The sequence below is a fragment of the Mitsuokella apri genome, assembly GCF_047974105.1.
Lineage (GTDB): Bacteria > Bacillota > Negativicutes > Selenomonadales > Selenomonadaceae > Mitsuokella.
This window is the reverse complement of record NZ_JBHYRS010000009.1, coordinates 51,767-78,399: the sequence shown is the minus strand read 5'-3', so window position 1 is coordinate 78,399 and position 26,633 is coordinate 51,767. Positions and strand designations below refer to the sequence as shown.

The 26,633-nt window shown below is 52.4% G+C and carries 26 protein-coding genes, 4 tRNA genes and 1 pseudogene; 29 read left to right on the top strand and 2 right to left on the bottom strand.

The window, feature by feature from the left end; translation table 11 throughout:
* The first annotated feature begins 82 nt into the window (after positions 1-82).
* From ACE419_RS10730 to ACE419_RS10635, 20 genes are all read left to right on the top strand, one after another.
* Positions 83-158, top strand: a tRNA-His gene (locus tag ACE419_RS10730).
* A gap of 9 nt (positions 159-167) precedes the next feature.
* Positions 168-243, top strand: a tRNA-Trp gene (locus ACE419_RS10725).
* Positions 244-248: 5 nt separating this feature from the next.
* A tRNA-Ser gene (locus ACE419_RS10720) sits at positions 249-339 on the top strand.
* A gap of 182 nt (positions 340-521) precedes the next feature.
* On the top strand, positions 522-1,853 hold the full coding sequence (locus ACE419_RS10715) for an NCS2 family permease (protein ID WP_295634002.1): 1,332 nt from the start codon (positions 522-524) through the stop codon (positions 1,851-1,853).
* Positions 1,854-2,033: 180 nt separating this feature from the next.
* The gene (rplU, locus tag ACE419_RS10710; protein ID WP_005842586.1) at positions 2,034-2,345 is read left to right on the top strand and encodes a 50S ribosomal protein L21; all 312 of its coding nucleotides are present in this window, start codon (positions 2,034-2,036) and stop codon (positions 2,343-2,345) included.
* 6 nt (positions 2,346-2,351) lie between these two features.
* The gene (locus ACE419_RS10705; protein ID WP_435721997.1) at positions 2,352-2,663 is read left to right on the top strand and encodes a ribosomal-processing cysteine protease Prp; all 312 of its coding nucleotides are present in this window, start codon (positions 2,352-2,354) and stop codon (positions 2,661-2,663) included.
* Between the two features lie 14 nt (positions 2,664-2,677).
* Positions 2,678-2,968 (top strand): 50S ribosomal protein L27, encoded by a 291-nt coding sequence (gene rpmA, locus ACE419_RS10700; RefSeq protein WP_036375921.1) that lies wholly within the window; start codon positions 2,678-2,680, stop codon positions 2,966-2,968.
* A 199-nt stretch (positions 2,969-3,167) separates the two neighbouring features.
* On the top strand, positions 3,168-4,448 hold the full coding sequence (gene obgE, locus ACE419_RS10695) for a GTPase ObgE (RefSeq protein ID WP_432647203.1): 1,281 nt from the start codon (positions 3,168-3,170) through the stop codon (positions 4,446-4,448).
* 82 nt (positions 4,449-4,530) lie between these two features.
* On the top strand, positions 4,531-4,833 hold the full coding sequence (gene yhbY / locus ACE419_RS10690) for a ribosome assembly RNA-binding protein YhbY (RefSeq protein WP_432647202.1): 303 nt from the start codon (positions 4,531-4,533) through the stop codon (positions 4,831-4,833).
* Between the two features lie 12 nt (positions 4,834-4,845).
* Positions 4,846-5,970, top strand: a complete 1,125-nt coding sequence (gene proB / locus ACE419_RS10685) for a glutamate 5-kinase (RefSeq protein WP_435721996.1) — start codon at positions 4,846-4,848, stop codon at positions 5,968-5,970.
* 15 nt (positions 5,971-5,985) lie between these two features.
* Entirely contained in the window at positions 5,986-7,242 is a 1,257-nt protein-coding gene (locus ACE419_RS10680) for a glutamate-5-semialdehyde dehydrogenase (protein ID WP_435722000.1), read from the top strand.
* A 157-nt stretch (positions 7,243-7,399) separates the two neighbouring features.
* Complete coding sequence (nadD, locus tag ACE419_RS10675) at positions 7,400-8,008, top strand: nicotinate-nucleotide adenylyltransferase (protein WP_432647199.1); 609 nt, start codon at positions 7,400-7,402, stop codon at positions 8,006-8,008.
* The gene (yqeK, locus tag ACE419_RS10670) at positions 8,005-8,613 is read left to right on the top strand and encodes a bis(5'-nucleosyl)-tetraphosphatase (symmetrical) YqeK (protein WP_432647198.1); all 609 of its coding nucleotides are present in this window, start codon (positions 8,005-8,007) and stop codon (positions 8,611-8,613) included. The genes nadD and yqeK overlap by 4 nt, the downstream gene beginning before the upstream one ends.
* Complete coding sequence (locus tag ACE419_RS10665; RefSeq protein WP_432647197.1) at positions 8,613-9,644, top strand: LCP family protein; 1,032 nt, start codon at positions 8,613-8,615, stop codon at positions 9,642-9,644. Before yqeK ends, ACE419_RS10665 begins: the two co-directional genes overlap by 1 nt.
* 95 nt (positions 9,645-9,739) lie before the next feature.
* Complete coding sequence (gene rsfS, locus ACE419_RS10660; protein ID WP_432647196.1) at positions 9,740-10,084, top strand: ribosome silencing factor; 345 nt, start codon at positions 9,740-9,742, stop codon at positions 10,082-10,084.
* Between the two features lie 38 nt (positions 10,085-10,122).
* The gene (locus ACE419_RS10655) at positions 10,123-11,076 is read left to right on the top strand and encodes a CvfB family protein (RefSeq protein WP_432647206.1); all 954 of its coding nucleotides are present in this window, start codon (positions 10,123-10,125) and stop codon (positions 11,074-11,076) included.
* A 58-nt stretch (positions 11,077-11,134) separates the two neighbouring features.
* Positions 11,135-12,178 (top strand): ABC transporter substrate-binding protein, encoded by a 1,044-nt coding sequence (locus ACE419_RS10650; protein WP_435721995.1) that lies wholly within the window; start codon positions 11,135-11,137, stop codon positions 12,176-12,178.
* Between the two features lie 107 nt (positions 12,179-12,285).
* Positions 12,286-13,626 (top strand): 30S ribosomal protein S12 methylthiotransferase RimO, encoded by a 1,341-nt coding sequence (gene rimO, locus ACE419_RS10645; RefSeq protein WP_435721994.1) that lies wholly within the window; start codon positions 12,286-12,288, stop codon positions 13,624-13,626.
* Between the two features lie 3 nt (positions 13,627-13,629).
* Complete coding sequence (locus ACE419_RS10640) at positions 13,630-14,124, top strand: CinA family protein (RefSeq protein ID WP_435721993.1); 495 nt, start codon at positions 13,630-13,632, stop codon at positions 14,122-14,124.
* Between the two features lie 7 nt (positions 14,125-14,131).
* Entirely contained in the window at positions 14,132-14,860 is a 729-nt protein-coding gene (locus ACE419_RS10635; RefSeq protein WP_435721992.1) for a hypothetical protein, read from the top strand.
* A gap of 125 nt (positions 14,861-14,985) precedes the next feature.
* On the opposite strand, the gene ACE419_RS10630 is transcribed toward ACE419_RS10635, so the two are convergent.
* Positions 14,986-15,061 (bottom strand) — tRNA-Gln (locus tag ACE419_RS10630).
* A 197-nt stretch (positions 15,062-15,258) separates the two neighbouring features.
* Between ACE419_RS10630 and ACE419_RS10625 the strand changes: the two are divergent.
* Both ACE419_RS10625 and ACE419_RS11655 read left to right on the top strand, forming a co-directional pair.
* Positions 15,259-17,133, top strand: a pseudogene (locus ACE419_RS10625) (heavy metal translocating P-type ATPase); the annotation flags it as partial.
* Positions 17,116-17,454 carry a cation transporter gene (locus tag ACE419_RS11655; RefSeq protein ID WP_503128875.1) on the top strand — a complete coding sequence of 113 codons (339 nt, stop codon included), beginning with the start codon at positions 17,116-17,118 and terminating at the stop codon, positions 17,452-17,454. The pseudogene ACE419_RS10625 and the gene ACE419_RS11655, both read left to right, overlap by 18 nt.
* An 89-nt stretch (positions 17,455-17,543) precedes the next feature.
* On the opposite strand, the gene ACE419_RS10620 is transcribed toward ACE419_RS11655, so the two are convergent.
* Entirely contained in the window at positions 17,544-19,262 is a 1,719-nt protein-coding gene (locus tag ACE419_RS10620; RefSeq protein WP_435721991.1) for a DUF4127 family protein, read from the bottom strand.
* Between the two features lie 184 nt (positions 19,263-19,446).
* Between ACE419_RS10620 and rsmD the strand changes: the two genes are divergently transcribed.
* The 7 genes from rsmD (at position 19,447) to ACE419_RS10585 (ending at position 26,613) form a co-directional block, all read left to right on the top strand.
* Entirely contained in the window at positions 19,447-20,019 is a 573-nt protein-coding gene (gene rsmD / locus ACE419_RS10615) for a 16S rRNA (guanine(966)-N(2))-methyltransferase RsmD (RefSeq protein ID WP_435721990.1), read from the top strand.
* A complete protein-coding gene (gene coaD / locus ACE419_RS10610; RefSeq protein WP_432648329.1) occupies positions 20,016-20,501 on the top strand; it encodes a pantetheine-phosphate adenylyltransferase in 486 nt (161 codons plus the stop codon). Before rsmD ends, coaD begins: the two co-directional genes overlap by 4 nt.
* 7 nt (positions 20,502-20,508) lie before the next feature.
* Positions 20,509-21,141, top strand: a complete 633-nt coding sequence (locus ACE419_RS10605) for an ATPase (RefSeq protein ID WP_435721989.1) — start codon at positions 20,509-20,511, stop codon at positions 21,139-21,141.
* Positions 21,142-21,246: 105 nt separating this feature from the next.
* Positions 21,247-21,999 carry a nickel pincer cofactor biosynthesis protein LarB gene (gene larB, locus ACE419_RS10600; protein WP_435721988.1) on the top strand — a complete coding sequence of 251 codons (753 nt, stop codon included), beginning with the start codon at positions 21,247-21,249 and terminating at the stop codon, positions 21,997-21,999.
* A gap of 44 nt (positions 22,000-22,043) precedes the next feature.
* Positions 22,044-23,279 (top strand): nickel pincer cofactor biosynthesis protein LarC, encoded by a 1,236-nt coding sequence (larC, locus tag ACE419_RS10595; RefSeq protein ID WP_435721987.1) that lies wholly within the window; start codon positions 22,044-22,046, stop codon positions 23,277-23,279.
* A gap of 238 nt (positions 23,280-23,517) precedes the next feature.
* Entirely contained in the window at positions 23,518-25,680 is a 2,163-nt protein-coding gene (locus ACE419_RS10590; protein ID WP_435721986.1) for a PTS sugar transporter subunit IIABC, read from the top strand.
* A gap of 120 nt (positions 25,681-25,800) precedes the next feature.
* Positions 25,801-26,613 carry a PRD domain-containing protein gene (locus ACE419_RS10585; RefSeq protein ID WP_435721985.1) on the top strand — a complete coding sequence of 271 codons (813 nt, stop codon included), beginning with the start codon at positions 25,801-25,803 and terminating at the stop codon, positions 26,611-26,613.
* Positions 26,614-26,633 lie beyond the last annotated feature (20 nt).

The window sequence follows — 26,633 nt, the reverse complement described above, 5'->3', positions numbered from 1 at the left end:
CGAACACAGTAGTTAAGCATTCAGAGGCCGAAAGTACTTGTCTGGAGACGGGCTGGGAGGATAGGAAATTGCCGGTTTTATGGCGGCTTTGGTGAAGCGGTTAACACACTGGATTGTGGCTCCAGCATGCGTGGGTTCGATCCCCACAAGTCGCCCCATTTTTTTATAGGGGTATAGCTCAATTGGTAGAGCAACGGTCTCCAAAACCGTAGGTTGTGAGTTCGATTCTTACTGCCCCTGCCATTTATGGAGTGGTACTCAAGAGGCTGAAGAGGACGGTTTGCTAAATCGTTAGGCTGGGTAACTGGTGCGGAGGTTCGAATCCTCTCCACTCCGCCACTTCGAATTGAAAGCTCTGACTTAGGTCAGAGCTTTTTTAGTGTCTTTGTTTCGTGCCGTTAAAAGAATAAAAATTGACATATGTCCTTTTTTTTGTTATCCTTGTACCGTATTCCATCGTCATAATGGCGATGGAAAGATTTTTTTGTGGTAGTTTCGTAGAAAAAGGGAGGTATTCATTTATGCAGGCACAAGCGAAACAGGGCTTCCTTGAGCGCTTCTTCAAGCTCAGCGAGAAGAATACAACGGTCAAGACGGAAATCCTTGCTGGTCTGACGACATTTATCGCACTTGCTTATATCATTTTTGTCAATCCGAATATCCTGTCGGAAGCTGGTATCCCGAAGGAAGCAGCGATTGCTTCGACCATCTGGATTGCAGCGCTTTCGACGATGGTCATGGGTGTGTTTGCCAACTATCCGGTAGCTCTGGCACCGGGCATGGGGCTCAATGCATTCTTTGCCTATTACGTTTGCGGTACGCTTGGTCTTCATTGGACCGTGGCTCTTGGTGCCGTGTTCTTCTCGGGCGTTCTCTTCCTGATTTTGACGGTCAGCCATGTGCGCCAGGCCATCATCAACGCTGTTCCGCAGAATCTGCGCGTGGCCATTGGCGTCGGTATCGGTCTCTTCATTGCCTTCATCGGTCTGAAGGGCACAGGCCTCATCATTCCGGATAAGGCAACGTTTATTGGTCTCGGCCATGTCACGCAGCCAACGACACTTCTGTCGCTTTTTGGTCTCGTACTCACGGGCGCGCTGATGGCACGCAAGGTACAGGGCTCCATCCTCATCGGCATCGTGGCAACGACGGTCCTGTCGATGGTACTTGGTTATTCTCCGGCTCCGCACGGTGTCGGTGATATCATCAGCACGACACTGCCGCATATGGGCGAGACGTTTGGCAAACTCGATATCGTCGGTGCCTGGAATTATGGTATTGTCTCCATTATCTTTACGTTCACCGTTGTCGAGCTCTTCGATAACATGGGCACGCTCATCGGCCTGACGTCTAAGGCTAAGCTGGTCAAACCGAATGGTGAGATTGAGAACCTCGACCGCGCCCTGACGACGGATGCTGTCGGCACCATCTGCTCTTCAATTTTTGGTACGTCGACGGTCACGAGCTATATCGAGAGCGCCGCAGGCATCGCAGCCGGCGGCAAAACGGGCCTCACGGCTGTGACGGTTTCTATCTGCTTCCTTATTGCGCTGCTCTTTGCACCGCTCGTCGGTCTCGTGCCGGGCTTTGCGACAGCACCGCCGCTGATTCTTGTCGGTGCACTGATGATGAGTGAAGTCGGCAAGATCAACTTTGTTGACTTCTCCGATGGCCTGCCGGCCTTCCTGACCATCATCATGATGCCGCTGACGGGCTCCATCGCCAACGGTTTTGCTTTTGGCTTTGTCAGCTATGTCTTCATGAAAACGGCTGTCGGCAAATATAAGGAAGTCAGCTGGATTATGTGGCTCGTATCCATTGCCTTTGTCATCAACCTCGTCATGAGGTCGTAAGATTTTATAAGATTTATCCTAGGGAACTGGTATCTTTTTTCTTGACAAGCACAGGCCCCTATGATAATATTTCATATTGTAGACGCCTAAGGTGCGTCTTTCCCCAACCGCACAGTGAGGTTCAAGAGAAACGAGCAATCGTACCGTAGCTGGCGAGTAATCTTTCAGGGAGGTGTTTTCATGTACGCAATTATCAAAACTGGCGGCAAGCAGTATAAAGTCGCTGAAGGCGATGTCATCACGGTCGAGAAACTGGCCGCAGGCGAGGGCGAAGCAGTTGTATTCGATCAGGTCCTGACGGTTGTCAACGATGCTGATGTCAAGATCGGTACGCCGGTCGTCGAGGGTGCCAAGGTAACGGGCAAAGTCGAGGCTCAGGGCAAAGATAAGAAGATCCTTGTTTTCAAGTACAAGGCTAAATCCAATTATCGCAAACGTCAGGGTCATCGTCAGCCGTTCACGAAGGTTGTCATCGAAAAGATCGAAGCTTAATCTCCGATGATTAAGGTCAAGATCTTTTATCAGCCAGACGGCAGGATATCCGGGTTCGATGTTTCCGGCCACAGCGGCACGGCAAATGCGGGCGAGGATATCGTCTGTGCTGGTGTTTCGTCCCTCACAGATACTGCATTTCTTGGAATAACCGAGTATCTGCATCGCGAGGTCAGGTATGACGCAGCGAGCGGGAAGCTCAAAATGGAACTCAAGGGCAGTCCGGACGAACAGACAGAATCGATTCTGCAGACTATGCTATTGGGACTCTCCGCCATTGCGGAGGCATATCCCAAGGCTGTACGTATTCTGAAATAGTGGAGGTGAATTCCATGTTTAAGTTTGAACTTCAGCGTTTCGCACATAAGAAGGGCGTCAGCTCCACGCGTAACGGCCGCGACAGTGAATCCAAGCGCCTTGGCGTCAAGGAGCATGCTGGCACGATCGTAACGGCTGGCAGCATCCTCGTTCGTCAGCGCGGCACGCATTTCCATCCGGGCCACAATGTTGGTATCGGCAAGGATGATACGCTGTTCGCAAAGGTTGCCGGCAAAGTCGCTATCGAGCGCAAAGGCCGCTATAACCGTCAGATCAGTGTTTACACGGCTGAAGAAGCTATGTAATGAAAAGATACCTGCGCATTCCTCAGGAAGGTGCAGGTATTATTTGTATTATATGGAAGAAAACGGCGTTAAGTTGCGTTGTGATGGGTAGAAAGCCGGTATTGGGTATCACAATGCCGGCTTTTTATGCATCATAACAGGAATGCAGCGCAGGTCCGTTGAAATAAGAAAAGAATCCAGAAGGAAAAAGGAGGCTATCATGCAGTTTATTGACAGAACACGCGTCATTGTCAAAGCCGGTGACGGCGGCCATGGCAAATCGGCGTTCCGCCGTGAAAAATTCATCCCGAAGGGCGGTCCGTCCGGCGGCGATGGCGGCCGCGGCGGCGATATTATTTTTGTCGTTGACCAGAATATGAATACATTGCTCGACTTCCGCTATCATCGCAAATTCAAGGCGGAGAACGGCGAGAACGGCGATATCAAGAACCAGTACGGCAAGAATGCGCCGGCCTGCTACGTCAAAGTGCCGGCTGGCACGATTGTCAAGGACGAGGATACGGGCGAAGTGCTTGCCGACCTCACGGAAATAGGTCAGGAGGCTGTGATCTGCAAGGGCGGCCGCGGCGGCCGCGGCAACGCGAAATTCGCCAATGCCGCGAACCGTGCCCCGACGTTTGCCGAATTCGGCGAACCGGGCGAGGCGCGCAATCTGATCCTCGAGCTCAAGCTGCTCGCCGATGTTGGCCTGGTCGGCTATCCGTCAGTCGGCAAGTCGAGTCTTGTCGCGAGTGTCAGTGCGGCGCGTCCGGAGATTGCGGAATATCATTTCACGACGATTACACCGGTCCTCGGCGTGGTCAAGACGGATTACGAGAAGAGCTTTGTCATGGCGGATATCCCAGGCCTCATTGAAGGGGCAGCTGACGGTGTCGGCCTCGGACATGACTTCCTGCGCCATGTTGAACGCACGAAGCTCATTCTGCATATCGTCGATGCTTCCGGCATCGAGGGGCGCGACCCCGTCGATGATTTCTACAAGATCAATGCAGAGCTCAAGAAGTACAGCGAGAAAATCGCGCGCCGCACGCAGATTCTTGTCGCCAATAAGATCGACCTGCCGCAGGCACAGGAAAATCTGCCGCGCCTCAAGGCTCTGGCCGAAAAGGAAGGCCTGAAATTCTTTGCGATCTCAGCAGCAACGCATGAGGGCGTCAAGGAATTGATTTCTTATATTGGCGAATGGCTCGACAATTATGTGGAAGAACCAGAGCAGGAAGAAGAAGTCAAGGTCTATGATGAAACGGCCGAGGACCCGGAAAAGGTCACGATTACGCGCAACGATGCCGGCGACTTCATCGTGCATGGCAAGGCCATTGAAAAACTCGTCATCATGACGAATTTCAACAATGATGAGGCCGTACGCCGCTTCCAGTACATCTGGCGCATCAAGGGCATTGATGAAAAGCTCAGGGAACGCGGCATCAAGGAAGGCCAGACCGTCCGCATCGGCGAGATGGAATTTGAGTACCGTGAGTAAGTTCAAGCGGTAAAATGCATTTTAATGATGTAAAATCATACTTTTATGTTTATATATTTAGAAAGCAACGGAGGAATAGCAATTGATCCGCAATTCGTTAACAGGAAAACAGAAGAGCTTCCTGCGCTCCATGGGCATGAAACTCGAGCCCGTCGTACAGATTGGCAAGGAAGGCGTGACGCCAACGGTTGTGCAGGCTGCGCGTGAGGCCATCAAGAAGCGCGAGCTCATCAAAATCCGCGTGCTGCAGAACTGCATGGAACTGCCGGCCGATGCCATTGCCATGGTCGCCGAGCGCTCCGATGCCAATCTCGTGCAGGTCATCGGCCGCAACGGCCTGCTTTTCAAGCGCAATTTCGAGAAGCCGAAAATCGAACTGCCGTAAAGGGGAGAGAGTATGAATGCACGTCAAAGACTCAAAGAGGCCAGACGCATTGTCGTAAAAGTCGGGACGAGCACGCTGGCACATGATACGGGCAAGTTGAACCTCTACCGCATTGACCATCTGCTGCGCGAGCTTGCCGATCTCATCAACGGGGGCCGCGAAATCATTTTGGTTTCCTCCGGTGCGATTGCAGCAGGGCTTGGCAAGCTGGGCCTTGCGAAAAAGCCGGATTCCATACCGGAGAAACAGGCTGTGGCGGCGATTGGTCAGGGCGTGCTCATGCATATCTACGAAAAATTCTTTGCAGAGTACGGCAAGACCATTGGGCAGGTCCTGCTGACGAAGGAAAATGCAGTACGTCATAATCAGTACAGCCATTCGCGCGATGCCCTGCTTGCCCTGCTCGCGATGGGGGCCGTCCCTGTTATCAATGAGAACGATGCGGTAGCCGTGGATGAAATTAAGATTGGCGACAATGACAATCTTTCAGCCATGGTCGCGACGCTTGTCGATGCCGATGCCCTGATCATTCTGTCGGATATCGATGGCCTCTACACGGCCAATCCGGCGACGCATCCGGAAGCCAAATTGATTGACGAAATTCCGGAAATCACACCTGACGTCATCGAGATGGCCGGCGGCGCCGGTTCCTCGCTCGGTACGGGCGGCATGGCTACGAAGCTGCAGGCTGCACAGATTGCCATGAGCGCCGGTGTCAACATGGTCATTGCGTCAGGCAGTCAGGAAGGGCTTCTGCGCCGCATCTTAAATGGTGAAAAAGTCGGCACGGTTTTCCCTGCGCGCGAATCGCATTTGCGCGTGCGCAAGAGCTGGCTGGCCTTTGGCAAAAGGCTGCAGGGAGAACTGGTCGTCGATGCGGGGTGTGTCAAAGCGCTCGAAAGCGGTTCAAGCCTGCTGGCTGCCGGCATTTTGGAACTCGACGGTGAATTCAAGGCCGGCAGTACGGTGCGCGTGCTCGCGGAAGACAATCGTGAGATTGCGCGCGGCATTGTCAATTACGATTCGCAGGATCTTCAGCGGCTTATCGGCCACAGGACGGAAGATTTTGCCAAACTCGTTGCAGGTGCTGCCTATGACGAGGTCATTCATCGGGACAATATGGTCCTGATGGTCTGAGGGGAGAATATAATGATGGATATTCAGGCAGAGATGAAAAAGAAGGCAGAGGCTGCGAAAAAAGCAGCGGCAAAACTTGCCCTGCTTTCGACGGATGTCAAGAATAAAGCGCTCTTGGCAATGGCGGATGCCCTTGAAAAACGCAGTGAGGTCATTTTGCAGGCCAATGCGCTGGACCTTGAGGATGCCCGCCAGAAAAAAGTCAAACGGTCATACCTTGACCGCCTGATGCTCGATGAAGGCCGCATTGCAGGTATGGCGGAGGGGCTGCGCCAGACGGCAGCCCTGCCGGACCCTGTGGCAACGGGGGATTATTCGACCGTACGCCCCAATGGACTTGAGATTCGCCGCGTGCGTGTGCCGCTCGGCGTCATTGGCATTATTTATGAAGCGCGTCCAAACGTCACGGCCGATGCCGCTGCCCTCTGTCTCAAGGCAGGCAATGCCGTCATTCTGCGTGGCGGTTCTGAGGCGATCCGCTCGAATACGGCCATCAGCTCTCTTTTGGCCAAGGCTGCCTATAAGGCCGGTATTCCGGAGGGCGCGATTCAGTTTGTGGACTTCACGGACCGCGAGGCCGTCGATGCCATGATGCATCTGCGCGGCTGCCTCGATGTCATTATCCCGCGCGGCGGTGCAGGTCTTATCAAGCACGTTACAGAAAATTCCTCGGTACCGGTCATTGAAACGGGCACCGGTGTCTGCCATACCTTTGTCGATGCCTCGGCCAATCAGGATATGGCCATTTCGATTGCCGTCAATGCCAAGGCCAGCCGCTGCTCGGTCTGCAATGCCATGGAGACCCTGCTCGTCCATCAGGATATTGCCGCGGAGTTCCTGCCAAAACTTATGCAGGCCATGACGGCAAAGCATGTCGTACTGCGCGGCTGCGAGAGGGCGCGTGCCATCTGCCCTGAGATGGAAGAAGCGACGGAAGAAGACTGGTCCACGGAATACGGCGACCTGATCCTTTCGGTGCGCGTGGTCGATGACCTCGATATGGCCATTGCCCATATCAACCGCTACAATACGGGGCATTCGGAAGCGATTGTCACAAAGGATATCATCAATGCACACCGTTTCCAGCGTGAAGTCGATGCAGCGGCTGTCTATATCAATGCTTCCACGCGTTTTACGGATGGTTTTGAATTCGGCTTTGGTGCAGAAATCGGCATCAGCACGCAGAAACTCCATGCGCGCGGACCGATGGGACTCATGGCTCTGACGAGTACGAAATATTTGATTTACGGCGAAGGACAGATTCGCGAATGAGAATGATAAGGGGATACTGGCAGACCATGCGCGCGTATCTGGCGACGCCCAAAGGGGCTTTTGATGCGCGGGATTACGGCAGAGCCCTGCTTTATATGGCAGTGAGCAGCATGGGAGCAGTCTTTTTCTTGAAACTGACTTTAGGGGAGTGAGGAATATGTCAGTCTGCCGTTTTGGTATTATGGGCGGGACGTTTGATCCCATCCATAACGGCCATCTGCTGACAGCAGAATTTGTCCGGGATGCTTATGCACTCGACAAAATCATGTTTATTCCGGCTGCCCGCTCTCCCTTCAAACTCGACAAGAAGGTAGCCACAGCTGAGCATCGCCTGCAAATGACGCGTTTGGCTGTGGCGGATAATCCGTATTTTGAGGCTTCGGATATCGAAATGCGCCGCGAGGGTGTATCGTATACTGCGGATACGATACAAGAACTGCATCAAAGATTTGGCGAAGCAGCAGAGCTCTATTTCATTACGGGAGCGGATGCCATCAATGATTTGCCAGCCTGGCATGAGCCTCAAAAACTTTTAAGCAGCTGTCATTTCATCGCTGCAACTCGTCAGGGAACGGAACTTGATTTAAAACGTTTGCGCGCTTTCTTTGGTCCGCTCTGTGATGAGCATATCCATCAATTGACGACGCCGGAACTTGAGATTTCATCTACGAACATTCGCGAACGGATACGGGACGGGCATTCCATCCGCTATATGGTGCCGAAACCTGTAGAAGAATATATCAGAAAAGAAGGGCTGTATCGATGAGTTTTGCAATGAGCTTGGAACAAATGAAGAAAGAGCTGAAAGACCGGCTTAAGCCAAGCCGCTTCCGCCATTCGCTTGGTGTCGAGGAAACGGCAGTCTTTTTGGCCGGACGCTTTGGTGTCGATGAGGAAAAAGCCCGTGTTGCCGGTCTTTTGCACGACTGCGCACGTGAATTCCGCAATGAGGATATGATTCAGGAAGCGGAAAAACGTGGCATTGCGATTGGCGAAGTAGAGCGGTCGATGCCTCTTTTGCTGCATGCCAACATTGGAGCCGAACGTGTGAAAGAGATTTACGGTGTTGAAGACGCTGCCGTTTCGCAGGCGATTGCCCGTCATACAGTCGGCGGTCCTGCGATGACGAAACTCGATAAAATCATTTGGTATGCAGATATGATTGAGCCGGGCCGTGATTTTCCGGGAGTCGGAGAGCTTCGTGAACTGGCAAAAAAAGCATCCCTCGATGAAATGATGCTGGCCGGACTCAGCCATTCGATTATTTTTGTTGTCCAAAAGGGACATCTCATTCATCCTGCAACTGTGCTGGCCCGCAATGAGATTCTGCTGAAGAGCATGAAGGCTGAAAAGGGTAAGAAGGAAGACTGATGGCAAGAAGGCAGGAAGACAATGTGACGCGCCGTCACATTGAACAGAAAAAAAAGGCCTTGGCGCGGATGCGGCGGCGCCGTTTCCTGCGGCGCATGCTGGCTCTGATCATTTGTACGGTGTTTTTGCTGCTGGCGGCGGGCGGCGTGTATGCGCTGATTCGAGGCGTGGAGTATGTCACGCAGGAATACCATGAAATGTATACGGGATATACAGAACGCCGCGCGTCCTGGCAGGGGGATGTCAATCCAAGCTTTGATGGCTATACGAATATCCTCGTCATGGGGCTTGACGACGGGGCTGACCAGACGAATACAGAGGGGGCTAAGGCCGATACGATCTTAGTGCTGAGCCTGGATAATCAGTCCGGCAAAGTGCGGTTCATCACGATTCCGGGAGATACCTGGGTCAATCCGCCGGGAACTACGAAATTCATGCGCATGAGTTCGGTCTACACGACAGGCGGTGCGCCGTTAATGGTCCGCGAAGTCAATCAGCTCCTCGACATCCCGATTCACCAGTATGTGGCTTTGGATCTCAAGGCCTTTTCCGAACTCATCGATGCGTTGGGCGGTATTGATATCTATGTGGAAAGCGATATGGATTATGAAGACCCTGAAGCCAATCTCAATATTCATCTGAAAAAGGGATATCAGCATCTTGATGGCAATCAGGCTCAGCAGTATCTTCGCTACCGCAGTCCGGAACTTGGGGATGTCGGCCGTGAACAGAGGCAGCAGCGTTTTGTCAAGGCCCTTTATCAGCAGGTGCTGCGGCTGGAGACGGTGCCCAAACTGCCGGTCATTGCCGAGATTTTCCGCAAGCATGTCAAGACCAGTGCAGAAATCTTTGATTCAGCACATCTTGCCAATGTACTGCGCCATCTTTCGAGCGACCAGCCGGAGGGCGTAATCCTTCAGGGAGCGCCTACTTTGGGGGATGATACCATTTGGATGCCGGACTACAATGGCATCCGTCATCAGATGAAGGAACTTTTCCCGGAAGCGGATCCTTCAGGGAATGGGCAGTAGAATGAATGGAACTATAAAAGAAATCATAAGATCAGAACCTGACCGCTCGGTGCAGTGCTGCATTTTGATAGGGGTTGGGGACAGGAGGTAAAAATATGACAGAACAGGAAATGTGCAAAGCAATCTGCAAGGCAGCCAGCGATAAAAAGGCACGCGACATTGTGACGATGGATATGCAGGGACTCATGATCTCGGCAGATTATTTTGTCATTTGCTCCGCCAACACGGCTACGCAGGTGCGTGCCATTGCGGATAATATTGAAGAAGAGCTCGCGAAAGAGGGCGTGGCCTTCAATCATAAGGAAGGATACCGCGAAGGCGAATGGGTGCTCCTGGATTTCGGCGATGTGGTTGCGCACATCTTCCGTCAGGAAGCGCGCGAATATTATGCACTCGAGCAGCTCTGGGGCGACGCGAAACTCACGGCTTACGAAGAATGAGTCAGATGGGGAGCAAAGCTATGAACGATAAGACGGAAATGTCTAAGCCGGTGCAGGCGGCAGATGGGCAGCAGCCCGCCGCACGCCAGAAAAGAAAATTTGGCCCGAGCACGGTAGCAAGACTGCAGGTCGCGCGTGTCAATGAAATGGGCGCCTTCCTCGATGCCCAGACAGGTAATACGTCAGATGATATTCTGCTGCACAAAACGCAGCAGACGCATCCGGTGGCAGTTGGCGATTTTGTCGATGTTTTTCTTTACCTGGACCCGAAGCGCCGCCTGACTGCCAGCATGCGCGTGCCAAAGATGAAGGAAGGACAGATTGCCCGTCTGCGCGTCATCAATGTCAGCCGCGACGGCGCCTTCCTCGATGTCGGTGCGGAGCGCGGTATTTTCATGCCGTATGCCGGCATGCGCGGCCGTCCGCAGGTCGGCGAGGTCGTCTGGGCCAAGCTTTACACCGATAAATCGGGACGTCTGGCCGTGACCATGGAAGTAGAGGACGAAATGCGCCGTGCCTCAAAACCTGCGACCCATGTCAAGGTCGGGCAGATGGTCACGGGCGCAATTTATAACTATACGGATGCCGGTGCCTTTTTGTTTTCCAATGAACGTTACATCGTCTTTATCGCGAATAAAGAGATGAAGGATAACGAGCGCCCGCGTGTCGGTCAGGTTGTGACAGCCCGCGTGACATTCGTGCGTCCGGACGGCAGGCTCAATGCTTCTCTGCGCGAAGCCAAAGAAAAAGCCCTTTTGACGGATTCGGAACGCATTCTGGCCCTCCTGGAAAGCCGCAAGGGACGCATGCCGTACAGCGATGAAACATCGCCTGAGGTCATCCGCGACAAATTCCAGATCAGCAAGGCTGCTTTCAAGCGGGCCCTCGGCCATTTGATGAAGGAAGGGCGTATTCGGGAAGCGGACGGCTGGACCTATCTTTTGAACGATGAGGGGCAGGCCGCGCTGCAGAAGCCTGAAGAAACAGAATGACAGGCGTTCTGACTTATGGTGCGGCGCGGTTTTTGTCCGTGCCTTCGGAGGGACTTTCATGAGACGTTATACAACACTTCTTTTGACGGCGTTCCTGCTGCTGGCCATCGTCATTGCCGGTTCTGCCTACCTTGCTGGTTCCGGCCATATTGACCATCGGACAAAAACACCGGAGCTCACTGTCCTGACGACCCTGCCGACAGAAGAAGCTGAAATCTTGTCTGATGCCTATGAAGAGAATTCCGGCGTGCGTGTCAATTTTGTACCGCTTTCCTCTGCTGAAGCCCTGGAACGTATGCAGGCACAGGCTGAAAATGCGCATCAGGCCAAGGCTGCGATGGTGCTGGCAGACTGGCAGACTTTGGGAAAAGCCTCGCAGAGCGGCTGTCTCGAACCTTATGTCTCTGAACGCGGCGATATGGTTCCTGAGGCTTTTCGTCAGCAGGATGGCTATTGGATGGGCGTATGGTATGATCCAGTCGTCTTTTGCATCAACCGCGATTATTTGAAAACTTTGCGCGCGGATATTCCGGATACATGGCAGGCACTTTCTGAGCAGGATGCGCGTATCGGCATTACGGATTTCATGGCAGCGGATGCTTCTGCAAATCTGTTTTATGCGATGACAGCGGAATTCGGTGAAGAAAAAACGATGGATATCTTTGAGAAGATTCATCCGCACGTCGTGCAGTATGCGCGGTATCTTTCCAATCCCGTGCGTCAGGCCGGTATGGGAGAAGTCGATATCTCGATTGCTGTGGAGAGTGAGACGCTCCGCTATATCCATGACGGCTATCCACTGCAGATCATCTATCCGACGGATGGCACGACTGCCTGGATTACGGGCACGGCCATTTTGCAGAATGATGGGGAGCGCGAGAAGGCCATGGCAAAGAATTTTGCCGACTGGCTGCTTTCGGACGAAGCACAGCTGGCCCTGCAGAGCCATAATTATTTTTTCGTGCCGACCAATCCGGGGACATTGGCGTATAAATCATTTGCTGGCAAAAATCTGGTCCTTTTCACACAGCTGCCGCAGTTTTCTGAGCAGCAGCGGCATGATTTACTCGATAAATGGGCCAGAGAAGTCCGGTTTAAATGATGCGTGAGCTTGAAATTTGAAATGAATTGCAGAGGATGCTGTCAGGCATCCTCATTTACATGAATCGTACAGGATAAGCGTATCATAGTATTATAGGAGGTATTTCCGTGAAAGCTGGTTTTATCAGTCTTGGCTGTTCCAAGAATCTAGTCGATACCGAGGTCATGCTCGGCATTCTCAAGGAGCATGGCATCGAGCTCACGGCCAATCCGGCCGAGGCCGATATCCTCATTGTCAACACCTGCGCTTTTATTCAGTCGGCGAAGGAAGAATCCATTACGACCATTCTCAATATGGCCGAATACAAGGAGAGCGGCCGCTGCCGCAGCCTGATTGTCGCAGGCTGCCTTGGCCAGCGCTACAAGCAGGAGCTCTTAGATGAGATTCCCGAGGCCGATGCCATCATCGGCACGGGGGCCTGGAGCCGCATCATGGAGGCCGTGGAAGAGACGCTGAAGGGGCATCGCGTGGTCATCGCAGGCAAGGATGAAGCCCTTTATGATGAGCATACGCCGCGCATCACGACAACGCCAGCATATACGGCTTATGTCAAGATTGCCGAAGGCTGCAACAACCGCTGTGCATTCTGTGCCATCCCGTACATCCGCGGTGATTACCGCAGCCGCCGCATTGAGGATATCTGCGATGAAATCCGCCATCTGACGGAAAACGGCGTGCGCGAAGTTGTGCTGATTGCACAGGATTCGACGGAATACGGCCGCGACCTTTACGGAACACCAAAACTTGCGGAGCTCCTGCGCGAAATCGTCAAGGTGCCAAAACTCAAATGGGTCCGCACGCTGTACAGCTATCCGAAGTATTTCAGCGACGAACTCATTGAGACGATTGCCAGCGAGCCGAAAATCTGCAAATATGTAGACCTGCCGCTGCAGCATGCCCATGATGCCGTACTGCGCAGCATGCGCCGTCCGGATACCCAGGAAGAAATGCGCACGCTCATCCACAAGCTGCGCGAACGCATCCCCGGTGTGACCATTCGTTCAACCTTCATTGTCGGCTTCCCCGGCGAAACGGATGCCCAGTATCAGACGCTGCGCAATTTCCTCGAAGAAATGCGCCTTGATAAAGTCGGTGTATTCACGTATTCGCGCGAAGAAGGCACGCCGGCTTATGATATGCCGAATCAGGTGCCGGAAGAAATCATGCAGGAGCGCTATCATGATCTCATGAGCCTGCAGTGCAAGATTTCCGAGCAGATCAATCAGTCTCTTGAAGGCAAGGAACTCGACGTGCTCATCGAGGGACGCGATGAAGAGCAGCCGAATATTGCGGTGGGACGTTCCTACCGCGAAGCACCGGAAGTCGATGGCCAGTTCTACGTGGAAAATGACCCCGACAGCAAACCCGGGGATATCGTGCGCGTGCGCGTTGTACAGGGCTTTACTTACGATGTCCTCGGTGAGCGCATTGACGGAAAGAAGGATTGAATCATGTCAGAACTTCTGGAAGAAAAGATAGGCAGGCTTCTTAGTGCGCAGAATTTGACGATTTCCTGTGCAGAATCCTGTACAGGGGGGCTTCTGACGAGCCGTCTGACGGATATTGCGGGCAGCTCAGCTTATGTTATGGGCTCGGTTGTTTCCTATACGAACTGCATCAAAGAAGCTTTGGTCGGTGTTCGTCATGAGACGCTGCTGGCTCATGGAGCAGTCTCAGAGGAAACGGCGCGTGAGATGGCAGAGGGCATTCGCCGTGCGATAAAAACGGACATTGGGATTGGCATTACGGGCATTGCCGGTCCGGGCGGCGGCACGAAGGAAAAACCGGTCGGACTCGTTTTCATCGCCGTTTCAGGTCCCTGGGGTACGATAGTCAAGGAAAATCATTTCCGCGGCACGCGCACAGAGGTCAAACGTCAGACGACGGATACGGCTCTCTCGATGGCCTGTGCTTATCTTGAAGAGCGGAAAGAAGAAAAGAGGTAACTTTATTATGCGTTTCTATTCTTATATGGCAGCAGCAGCCCTTGGTGCATCTTTGCTGCTGGCGCCGGCTGTGCCGGCCTTTGCGGCTGAACAGACTTCAGCTGAGAGCACACAGGCTCCTGTCGAAGTATCCCTTCCGTATACGTATACGAGTCAGCAGTATGGGTTTTCCATCCAGTGTCCTCAGAAACCGGTCGGTGTTATCCCAGCCAGCCTTCTTTATGAAGACCGCACGGGCGAGGTGCTGATTTTCGATAATGAAGAGTACAATATCAAATACGCGTGGGTTGTGCTGACGAATGCCTTTGATAACAAGAGCGTGCCGGATCTCAACAAACTCAAGCCGGCCGATGCGGAAAAGCTTCTTTCGGGCATTATGGGCAGCAATGGCTATGAGGGCATCATGCTCGTGAATCTCGATGCCAAGAATAAGGCCATCTACGCCGTGACGGCCAAAGAAGTCGAGGTCGATGAAGATGGCGACGGCAAAATTGACGGTGTGGCCAAGGCCGATACGCAGATGGCAGTAGCCTTCTTCCGCACGCCGAAGGGCAATCGCTATGGCGTAGAGCTTATCGATAATCCGGATTTGCGCGCAAGTTCCCTCGCTGCTTTCCAGAAGGGCATTACGACGCTCAAGGACGTTGACAAAAAACAGGTCAAGAACAGCAAAAATGCGAAGACCAGCAAAAATGCCAACAGCAGCAAAAAAGGCGATAAGAAAAAAACAAAATAAATTCATGCAGCAAAGGGCAGGCATCGTGCAAAACGATGCCTGCCCTTTTTGTTTGTTGAGATTTTCCTAAAAAATATTTTGAACAGCAAAAAAGCCAGCCCTTAAAGACTGGCTGAATATTCATATGGCAGGGGTAGCTGGACTCGAACCAACGCATGCGGGATTCAGAGACCCGTGCCTTACCAACTTGGCGATACCCCTGTGTCTTTCGACATTTATATATTATACGGATGAATCCTTTTTTTGTCAAGTATTCTCCTAAAAAAAATATTGCATAGTGTGGTTGTATTTTCTGAGACAGCAGAATCCCAATTTTCTATTGCTTTTTCACTTCTTGATTGCTATAATGAAATTAACAAATGAACCATTGTTCATATGTTTGTAAGGAGAGTGGAAATATGAATCCCAGACAAAAGAAAAATCTTATTCGCATTATAGCGACAGCGCTCCTCATGGTGCTGCTGGCCTATCTGCCGCTTTCTGGTATGAGGCGCTTTTTGGCATATCTTGTTCCTTACCTGATTGTGGGCGGCGATATCCTCGTCAAGGCAGGCAAGGGCATCTGGCGCCGTCAGCCGTTTGACGAGTGTCTGCTCATGGCTGTGGCGACGATTGGTGCCATGGCACTGGCGCTTTATGAAGACGGCGATTATACCGAGGGAATTGCCGTCATGCTCTTCTATCAGGTGGGCGAATGGTTCCAGTCGTATGCGGTCGGGCGCAGCCGCCGCAATATTTCGGAACTCATGGATATCCGTCCGGATTACGCAAATCTCGTAGGAGCGGATGAAAAGTGGCAAAGAGTTCAGCCGGACAGTGTGGCAGTTGGCTCGGTCATTCTCGTCAAGCCGGGAGAAAAAATCCCAATCGATGGCGTGATTGCCGAAGGTACTTCTACCCTGAATACCGTGGCACTCACGGGTGAAAGCCTGCCGCGCAAGGTGGGAAAGGGCGATGAAGTCATCAGCGGCTGCATCAATACGAGCGGTCTTTTGCATATCCGGACGACAAAGGCCTTTGCAGAATCAACAGCCTCTAAAATTTTGAGGCTCGTTGAGGAGGCAAGTTCCCGCAAATCAAAGTCCGAACATTTCATTGCCAAGTTTGCACGTGTCTATACGCCAATTGTCGTGCTTGCAGCTGCCATTTTGGCCGTGGTACCTCCGCTGGTGCGCATTGCTGCCATGGGCATGGCACCGGAATGGGGAACGTGGATATACCGCGCGCTGACTTTCCTCGTCATCAGCTGCCCTTGTGCACTCGTCATCAGCATTCCGCTGTCGTTCTTTGCCGGCATTGGCGGAGCAAGCCGCACGGGCGTGCTCATCAAAGGTTCCAATTATCTGGAAACACTTTCCAAGGTGGACACGGTTGTATTCGATAAGACGGGTACTCTTACCAAGGGTGTTTTTGAAGTCACGGCCATTCATCCGGAGAAAATCAATCCGCAGGAACTCTTGCATCTGGCAGCCCATGTTGAACGCTTCTCGACGCATCCCATCGCTGCTTCGCTGCGCAATGCCTATCAGCATGAGGCTGATGACTGCAAAGTCGAGGATGTGGAAGAAATTGCCGGACGCGGCGTGCGTGCCCATGTCAATGGACAGGTCATCTATGTCGGCAATGAAAAACTGATGCAGGATGTCGGTGCTGCCTGGCATCCGTGTGAAAAGTCCGGTACGATTGTCCATGTGGCCATTGACGGCGAGTATGCAGGCCATATTGTGGTATCGGACGTTGTCAAAGAACATTCTGCTGAGGCGATTGAGGCCCTTCACCGTACGGGTGTAAAGAAAACGGTCATGCTGACCGGCGATACGAAAGCCGTGGCTGAGCAGGTTGCTGCGGAGCTGAAACTCGATGATGTTTACAGCGGACTTTTGCCGCAGGATAAGGTAGAAAAAGTCGAAGCGCTGCTGCAGAAGGAGAAGGATGGCCGCAAACTCGCCTTTGTCGGCGACGGCATCAATGATGCACCGGTCCTTTCGCGGGCAGATGTCGGCATTGCCATGGGGGCAATGGGCTCGGATGCAGCCATTGAGGCTGCTGATATCGTCCTCATGGACGATGACCCGCTGAAAATTGCTGCGGCAAAGCGCATTGCGAAAAAGACGATGGGCATCGTTCATCAGAACATTGTTTTCGCAATTGGCGTCAAAGCCATCGTACTCGTGCTCGGTGCCATTGGCCTTGCTTCGATGTGGGCTGCTATTTTCGCCGATGTCGGGGTCATGATTCTCGCGGTTCTCAACGCCATGCGCGCGCTCTTTGTCGGCGGCCGCATAGAGTCCCTGCCAAAAGCTGATAAAAAAGAACATATGGAACTGCCTGCAGAAAAGAAATATATGGAAGGTGCTTCTAATGCACCGAATCAGGCTGCCCGTTCGTATAAAATTGATGTGGACTGTGCAAACTGCGCCAATCTCATGGAGTCTGCAGCGAAAAATACGGCAGGGGTTCAAAATGCCGTGGTCAATTTCATGATGCAGGAGATGAAAGTGGAGTTTGAACTCGGTGAAGACCCACAGGAAGTCATGCAGCGCGTGCGCAAAAACTGCAAGAAAGTCGAAGACGACTGTGAGATTTACCTTTGAGGATACGGTTTCCTCTTTGTCTGTTTTTACAAAAATGGCTGCTCTTTTAGAGCAGCCATTTTGCATGTAACATATAAGAATATATCCTTTTAATAGGACTGGGCCTGAGCCGGTGACGAAGAAAGTTTTTCCAGGAATGGCGTGGTCTCGAGGTAGATTTCAAAGGTGCGCGGCCATGGAAAACTCATATCAGCCTGCAAGTCATGCAGCTGCAGCCAAATGGTTCCAGCGGGAGTGTCAATCGGGAAGGGAGCACGGAATGCCGCTGTTTGACGGTAAACAAGCAGATGGCGCGTCATAGACGTGCGCAGCATGAGGTTGGCCCAACGGTAATTGCGCTCGAGGTCAAGGTCTGCCGTATTGACATAGCCGGCTTTTTTCAGTGTGCTGTTGATTGTATCGATATCTTCTTTGAGATAGAAATAGTCTTCGAGAATGCGGTTTTCGAGAAAGCGAACCTGCGGGGCGGCAAGGCCGATGGCTTCTTCCTCGTTTGTCACAGCAGGCAGGGAAGAGCGGTAAAGGCAGGCCTGTGCGATGGCCGTGCCGAGGGAATTGCTCGTGGTGTTCCAGCCGGCGTAGGCGAGCAGGCGGTTCAGGGGAAAATCACTGGCAATGAGCTGGGGCAGTACAGTTTCCTCGCCCGTAAAATGTTTGCTGAGGTCGACGAGGGCAGTTGGCTGGCCTTTTTCGATGTTTTCTTTCAGCAGCTGCACACATTCTGCACGGCTGTCCAAGGTGTTTTCATCGGCATCGTTTGTCGATACGAGCAGAGTGAAGTCGGCTTCCTCAGGGGATGCAACCTGCTCGCCGCCTGTCAGGCGTATTTTTTCTTCTGTGCAGATGCCGGTCGGCACGGCCATGTATGGCATAACGCGGTCTTCGGCATGGGCGTCATTATACTGCACGAAAACCTTGGGAATATAGCCAGTCTGTTCATTGTGCCAGGCAGCGAGCAGGGAAAGGGCGATTTCATCGGCTCCATGTGTCAGAAAGACCTGCTTTTCCGAGAGACCGAGGTCCTTAATATAGCCCTGCAGGGCAAATTTTTCGATATTGGGGATGCCGTATTCTTCCCCATCGTCCTGCCCGAGCACGAGGCGTGTCAGCGTGCCGTCGTGCGTGAGGTCCATCAGTCGTTCGTTTAAAGCAGCATTTTCCCGAAAATGTGCGAGATAGCGTTCAAGACTTGCGGGCGGAATCTTTGCTTTCAGGGAAGCAATTTTTTCCTCGTCGACGGAAAGCCCTGCGGCCTGACGGCCCACAAGCCTTGAGTAGGCCATGATATCGCGCCGTTCATTATAGCCGTCAATCGTATCTTGCGGTGTCAGGCGCGGCAGGATGCTGAAGGCGTAAATCGGTACATCTGGATGATCTTCATGAAGTTCCTGAAGATAGGTGAGGAGCTCGTTCACATCTTCCTCTGAGGCCTGTTTTTCACGCGCGGTCAGAAGGCCGCCGTAAAGCAGCTGGTCAATGGAGAGAATAACAGCATCGGCGTGCCCAATTTCGGAGGAGAGCCAGCTTTTCATGGCTTTTGTATCGCCGGGCTGCGAGTAATAATCCTGCAGTTCATGCGGCGGTGTCAAAACTTCTGTGCCGCCGATGCGTCCGGCATCGATGACAAACTGACGGCAGGGGGGCCTGCCGTCAAGCGGAATCAGGATGACATGATGCGATATGGTTTCCTGAGGGGACACCGGCGTGCCGGCCGGATGCTGCATTTGATGCAGGTTCCAGAGCAGCAGTGCAAGGCAGGGCACGAGGATGAGAATCAAGAGACTGCGTTTCGGTAAGAATCGGTTCACAAAATTTCTCCTAAGGCTACATGCATGATGTTCCCATCATGCTGGAATTGCTGTAAAGAAGCGGGCAGCAGTTGCAGACTGTCCGTGGTTCTGCTTTATTATAGCATTAATTAAAGGTTCACGAAAACGAGAAAATATGATAGAATGAAGCTGTTTATAGGCATTTGGATTTGGAGTGGAAACTATGAGAATCATTACGGGCTCGGCGCGCGGCTGTCGTTTAAAGACCCCGAAAGGTCAGACGACGCGGCCGACCTCTGACCGTATTAAGGAATCACTGTTCAATATCCTGGGGCAGAAGGTGGTCGGGCGTCATGTGCTGGACCTTTTTGCCGGCACGGGGAATCTTGGCCTTGAGGCGCTGTCGCGCGGTGCTGCGGCTGCCTGCTTTGCAGACCAGGCGACGGCCGCGCTCATCAAGGAGAATGCGGCCCATGCGCATTTGCTGGACAAAGCGGAGGTGCATGGCGGCGATGTCTTTGCAGAGCTTGCGCATCTTTCGCATGGCAGTCGTTCTTTTGATTTGATTTTCTGTGATCCCCCTTACCATAAAGGACTTTTTCAGAGGGTACTTGCCTTTTTGGAAGAGAGTCAGGTACTGGCTCATGATGGCATCCTTGTCGTGGAGCATGGTGCTGATGAAAATGACATGCCGGAGCTTTCTAAGCTTTGCTGTGTGCTGAACCGCCGCTATGGCCATACGACCCAGCTCAGCTTCTTTCAGTGGAAGGCGTATCTCGAGGAGGATGATTTATGAGACGTGCTGTGTGTTCAGGCAGCTTTGATCCCGTGACGACTGGTCATATCGACATTTTTGCCAGGGCCAGTATGATGTTTGATGAGGTCATCATCTGCGTGTTCCACAATATAAATAAAAAGGCGTTCTTTCCGGTCGAAGAACGCGTGCGTTTCCTGCGCGAGGCGACAAGCCATCTGCCTAATGTCAGGGTCGACTCTTTTTCCGGTCTCATTACAGAATATATGAAGGAACATGATGCGCATATCATCGTGCGCGGCGTGCGTTCCATAAAAGACCTTGAATATGAGCAGAATGAGGCTTATATGATTCGCCATCTGGAACCCGATATTGATACGGTATTCCTTTTGACACGGCCGGAATATTCGTTTGTGAGTTCTTCTGGCATCAGGGAACTCATTCGTTTCCATGGTGATATACATGGCCTTGTGCCGCCCTGTGTGGAAGAGGCTGTAAAGATTTCAGGAAAAGAAAGGGAGTAAGCGGAGTATGGGAGTACGCGAGACTTTAGATAGAATTGAGAACATGGTGGCCACGGCTAAAACTTTCCCCTTTACGGGACATATTCTCATCAATGACAATGACCTTGTTCATTATGTAGAAGAACTGCGCAACGATCTGCCGAAGGAACTGGAGAAGGCCGAGCTCATCATGAAAAAACGCGATGAGATTTACGAAGATGCCAAGCGCGATGCAGAGAACATCCGCAAAGATGCGCAGGCACAGGCGCGTCAGATGGTCGAGCACGATGAAATCGTCCTGCAGGCCAAGCAGCGCGGCAAGGAAATTCTTCAGGAAACGCAGCAGAGGGAACAGGAAATGGTGGAGAAGGCCGAAGCGCGGGCCAAAGAGCTTCAGGACAATGCGGATATCTACGCCAATCAGGTCTTTGAACAGCTCATCGCACATGTCTCCAAAACATTTGAGGGCATACAGCAGGCACAGAATGGCGTGCAGCAGGCTGCCAGCGGAGTTCAGCAGGTTACGAATGGACTGCAGCAGGCCCTGAGTGTCCTGCAGCAGGCGAAGGCAGGACTCAATCAGCCTCAGCCGCAGCCGCAGCAGACACAGCCGGCACCGGCTGAGCCAAAGGAAGAACAGCAGTCAGCCGGGCAGGAATAAAAGCAGGGCCTATGATGAAGCCGTCATCATAGGCCCGTTTTGACGGGAAATGCGGATAAAACCGCAGAGATGAAGAGATGAATGGAAAGGATGTGAAAGGATTCTATGACCGATGCAGAGCTTATGGATATTCTGCAGCAATATAAAGAAGGAAGAATATCTTCGGAGCAGGCTCTTCAAGAGCTGCATAAAGGTTCTTTTGAGGATGTCGGCTTTGCCGAGATCGACCACAGCCGTGAACGCCGTCAGGGCTTTCCGGAGGTCATTTTCGCGGAGGGCAAGACAAAAGAGCAGCTGCTCTTCATTATGAAATCCCTGCAGGAAAACAGTCAGGGAAGCATCATGGCCACGCGTGCCAGCCGCGAGATGTTTGACTTTGTTCATGAAGATATCGCAGAGGCCCGCTATGATGAGATGGCGCGCATCATTTATATCGAACGCCCTGTCAGGCGCGATCCCCATCACACCATCCTGATTCTGACAGCAGGGACGAGCGATATTCCCGTTGCGGAAGAAGCAAGGCTCACGGCTTATCTCTGGGGCAATGCGGTCAAGACCCATTATGACTGCGGTGTGGCCGGCATCCACAGGCTCTTTGCCCATAAAAAGGATATCGATGAAGCCAATGTCATCATCGTCATCGCCGGCATGGAAGGAGCCCTTGCGAGCGTCGTTGGCGGTCTGACAGATAAACCTGTCATTGCCGTACCGACGAGTGTGGGCTATGGTGCGGCTTTTCATGGCGTGACAGCCCTTCTTGCGATGCTCAGCAGCTGCGCAGCGGGAATTTCGGTCGTCAATATTGACAATGGCTTTGGTGCAGGCGTGCTCGCGAGCAAGATCAATCATCTGCGCTGATGATAGGATGTTACTTCGAAGATATGATTTGAGGATATAAGATAATGAAAGCGATTTATCTCGATTGTTTTGCCGGCATCAGCGGCAATATGCTGCTCGGTGCCTTTTTGCAGGCCGGTGTGCCGGAAGCACATCTTCGCGAAGAACTCCGGAAGCTGCCGCTTGGCAATTCTTACGATATGAAAATCCAGACGGTCAAGAAAAATGGCATAGATGCTGTTTATGTAGATGTTGCACTGCTGCAGGGACAGGAGCATCACGAACATCATGAGCATCATGGGCATGAACATCATCATGCCCACCGCACGATGGCCGTCATCCGTCAGATGCTGACGGATTCCACGCTCAAACAGTCCGTCAAGGATAAAAGTCTGGCCATTTTTGAGAAACTGGCTGAGGCAGAGGGCAAGGTGCATGGACGTCCCGCGGATGAAGTGGCTTTTCACGAAGTCGGAGCGGTGGATTCAATCCTTGATATCGTGGGGACGGCCGTCTGTCTCGATTATCTTGGCATTGAGCGTGTATTTGCCTCAAAAGTCAACACGGGCTCGGGATTTGTACACTGCGCGCATGGCCTGATGCCGGTGCCGGCACCGGCCGTAGCGGAACTTTTGCTCGGCTGGCCGACGTATCATGCGGGAGATGCAAGGGAACTGACGACGCCGACAGGAGCTGCTGTACTGCGCAGTCAGGCTGAATATGCTGAAAATCTGCCGGATGGCTTTACCGCGGAACATATTGCTTATGGAGCAGGAACCTGGGACCTTACAATCCCCAATGTGCTGAGACTCTACCTCGGCGATTTTGAGGAGAATGCGGGCCGAAAAGGCACGGATTTTTTTCAGCTTGAAACGAATATCGATGATATGAGCCCGCAGGTTTATGGCTATCTGTACGAAAAATTATTTGCTGCAGGTGCTTTGGATGTCTGGGTGACGCCAATTCTCATGAAAAAGTCGCGTCCGGCACAGAAACTTTCTGTGCTGTGCCGGACTGCAGAAAAAAATTCCTGTATCAATATTCTCATGCGGGAAACGACGAGCATCGGCCTGCGCGTCATCGCTCTCGCGGAACGCCCCGAGGCACAGCGATGCTTCCGGAAGGCCGATACGCCGTATGGTTCTGTTTCCTGCAAACTGGCGTACTGGCAGGGAAAACTCGTCAACGTCAAGCCGGAATATGAGGACTGCTGCCGTCTGGCAAGGGAGAACGGTATTCCGCTTAAAACAGTCGAACGGGCGGCCAGAATGGCTGTGGAAACGATTACATATGATAAATAAGAGCAGCAAAATCGAAAAAAGTACTTTACAACGCGATTTCCCTGCAGTATAATACAACTTGTTGAAACAAGAATATGTTGTAACATAAGGTTCGCGTGTTACTGGATAGGCAGGCATCAGCGAAAAGCAACAAAAATTCACATCTGGCTTTGCTGGATGAATTTTTGTCAATGGCTTTTTGCTGATGCCTTTTTTGTCTGGATAACCGCAGCAACCGAAGAAGGAAAGGACGGTCTTCATGAAAGACGAAATCTTCAGCGTATTGCAGCGCGTTGGCCGCAGCTTCATGCTGCCCGTTGCAGTACTGCCGATTGCCGGTATTTTGCTCGGCATCGGCGCTTCGTTCACGAACCCGACGACAATCAAGACGTATGGGCTTGAGGCCATTTTTGGCGATGGTACGATTCTTGGCGGTCTTTTGACCATCATGGCCAGTGCGGGCAATACGATCTTTGGCAATCTGCCGATTATTTTTGCAGTCGGCGTTGCCATCGGTATGGCTAAGGCTGAGCGTGAGGTCGCGGCTCTTGCTGCCATGATCTCTTTCTTCGTCATGCACAGTGCCTGCAATGCAATGCTCAAGCTTAACGGCCAAATTCTGCCGGACGGCTCGATTGCACCGGGAGTGCTCGAAGGTACAATTGCGAGCTCCTGCGGCATCATGTCGTATCAGATGGGCGTTTTCGGCGGCATCATCGTCGGCATTGGCGTAGCTTATCTGCACAATAAGTTCCATAAAATTGTACTGCCAAACGCCCTGTCGTTTTTCGGCGGTTCGCGCTTTGTGCCGATTATCTCGACCGTTGTTTACCTCTTTGTTGGTATCGCGCTCTTTTTCATCTGGCCGCTTGCTCAGGATGGTATTTTTGCCCTCGGCAGCCTCGTCACGGGCACGGGCTACATCGGCACGCTGATTTTCGGTATCATCAAACGTGCTTTGATTCCGTTTGGCCTGCATCACGTCTTTTATCTGCCGTTCTGGCAGACAGGCGTCGGCGGTTCGATGATGATCGACGGCCAGCTCGTTCAGGGCGGTCAGAATATCTTCTTTGCCCAGCTCGCTTCGCCGAATGTCACGCATTTCAGCGCGGACGCCACGCGTTATTTCTCCGGTGAATTCATTTTCATGATCTTCGGTCTGCCGGGTGCAGCTCTCGCCATGTACCGCTGTGCGAAGCCGTCGAAGAAGACGGCTGCTAAGGGCCTGCTGCTTTCCGCAGCCCTGACCTCGATGCTCACGGGTATCACGGAGCCGATTGAATTTTCCTTCCTGTTCGTGGCACCGGCACTCTTCGGTGTCCAGGTCATTTTGGCCGGCGCAGCTTACATGATTGCGCATATGCTCAACATCGCCGTGGGCCTGACGTTCTCGGGCGGTCTTCTGGACCTCTTCATTTTCGGTATCCTGCAGGGTGAAGCCAAGACGAACTGGATGTACATCATCCCCGTCGGCATCATCTATTTCTTCCTCTATTACTTCATCTTCACTTGGATGATCAAGAAATTCGACTTTAAGACGCCGGGCCGTGAGGACGACGACGAGGAGACGAAACTCTACACAAAGGCCGATTATCAGGCGAAAAAGGGCGCAGGCGGCGCTTCTTCTGCACAGGCCGTCGAAGACGCCAAGAGCTCGATGATTGCGCGCGGTCTCGGCAGCAAGCGCAATATCACGTCCGTTGACTGCTGTGCAACGCGTCTGCGCTGCTCGGTAGCCGATTCTTCGCTCGTCAATGAAAAAATCCTCAAGGCAACGGGTGCCGTAGGCGTCATCATCAAGGGCACGGGCGTTCAGGTCATCTATGGTCCGCAGGTCGCTGTTATCAAGGCCAATCTTGAGACGTATCTTGAGACGGCGCCGGATGTCGAGCCTGAACTCGAGGCTCCTGCCGAAGAAGCAAAACCTGAGGCAAAAACGGAAGAGCCGAAAAAAGAAGCTCCTAAAGCGGCTGCCACGCATATTCTATGCAGTCCGGTAGCCGGCGATGTCCACCCGATTACGGAAGCTCCGGATGAAGCTTTTGCGAGCAAGATGATGGGCGATGGCTTCTTTGTCTATCCGACAGAAGAAAATGTCTATGCACCGGCTGACGGCGAAGTCGTCTTCGTCTTCGATACGAAGCATGCCATCGGCATGAAAGCTGCAGATGGCACGGAATACCTACTGCACATCGGCATTGATACCGTCAATCTCGGCGGCAAGGGCTTTGAGGTCTTTGTCGAAGCTGGTCAGAAAGTCAAAAAGGGCGATAAGCTCATGCATTTCGATGATGCTTATATCAAAGAACATGCGAAGTCCGACGCCTGCCTCGTGATTTTCACGGGCCTGCAGGAAGGCCAGTCCGTGACGATGGCAAAGAATGGCGAAGTCAAGGCTCTTGACGAAGTTGCTAAGTTCTAAGGTTTGGTTCAAACAAAAACTATCGTTATAACTTAATGCGTTAAAAAATCTCCTTATAAGGCTATAGCAAATAACCATCTAAATAGGTTATAATGATAGCATCATATAAGGGGGTTTTTTATGTTTCGCGTCATCAAGCCACTCAATAATAATGGCCTGCTGGCCCTTACGGGGGAAGGGCAGGAGGTCATTCTGCTCGGCAAGGGCATTGGTTTTGGCAGGAAGAGCGGAGAACGCTTGGAAAATATTCCTGCGGCTAAGATTTATCGTCTTGACAACAATGATAAGCGCAGTGCCCTGCAGGCTGTCAATGGTATTGACCCGCATGCTTTGGAACTGGCTGCGGATGTGCTGGAGGAGGCTCGCAACGTCTTTCCGGAAATGACTGATGACATCCTGCTGCCCATGGCAGACCACATTGCCATGGCCCTGGAGCGAAAAAGGCGCGGCATCCGTCTGCCGAATCCCCTGCAGCACGATATTATGGTGATGTTCCCCGATGAATACCGTGTGGCAGAAAAGGGGCTGGCAGCGATACGCCGGGAAAGCGGCGAAGAACTGCCGCCAGAGGAAGCAGGCTATCTTTCCCTGCACATTCATGCCGGCATCAGCGAGCAGAAAGCGGGGGACAGTCTGACGAATATTCGCTTGGCAGCTGCCTGCATTGAACGCATTGAAAAAAATTTGGGCTGTACACTTCGGCGCACCGAACTCAAGTATACGCGTCTGATCAGCCATATCTGCTATATGATTCTGCGCATCCGCGCGCAGGAGAATGTGCCCCTGCAGATGGATGAGTATGTGCGCAAGATGTATCCTAAGTCCTATGAATTAGCTGCAGAGATCTGCGCTTATCTGGGAGAGTATCTCAGGCTGCCTGTGGCACCTGCGGAAATCACGCTGCTGGCCATTCATATCCAGCGTGTCCTTTAAACCCGTTTGTACGTTTTGAA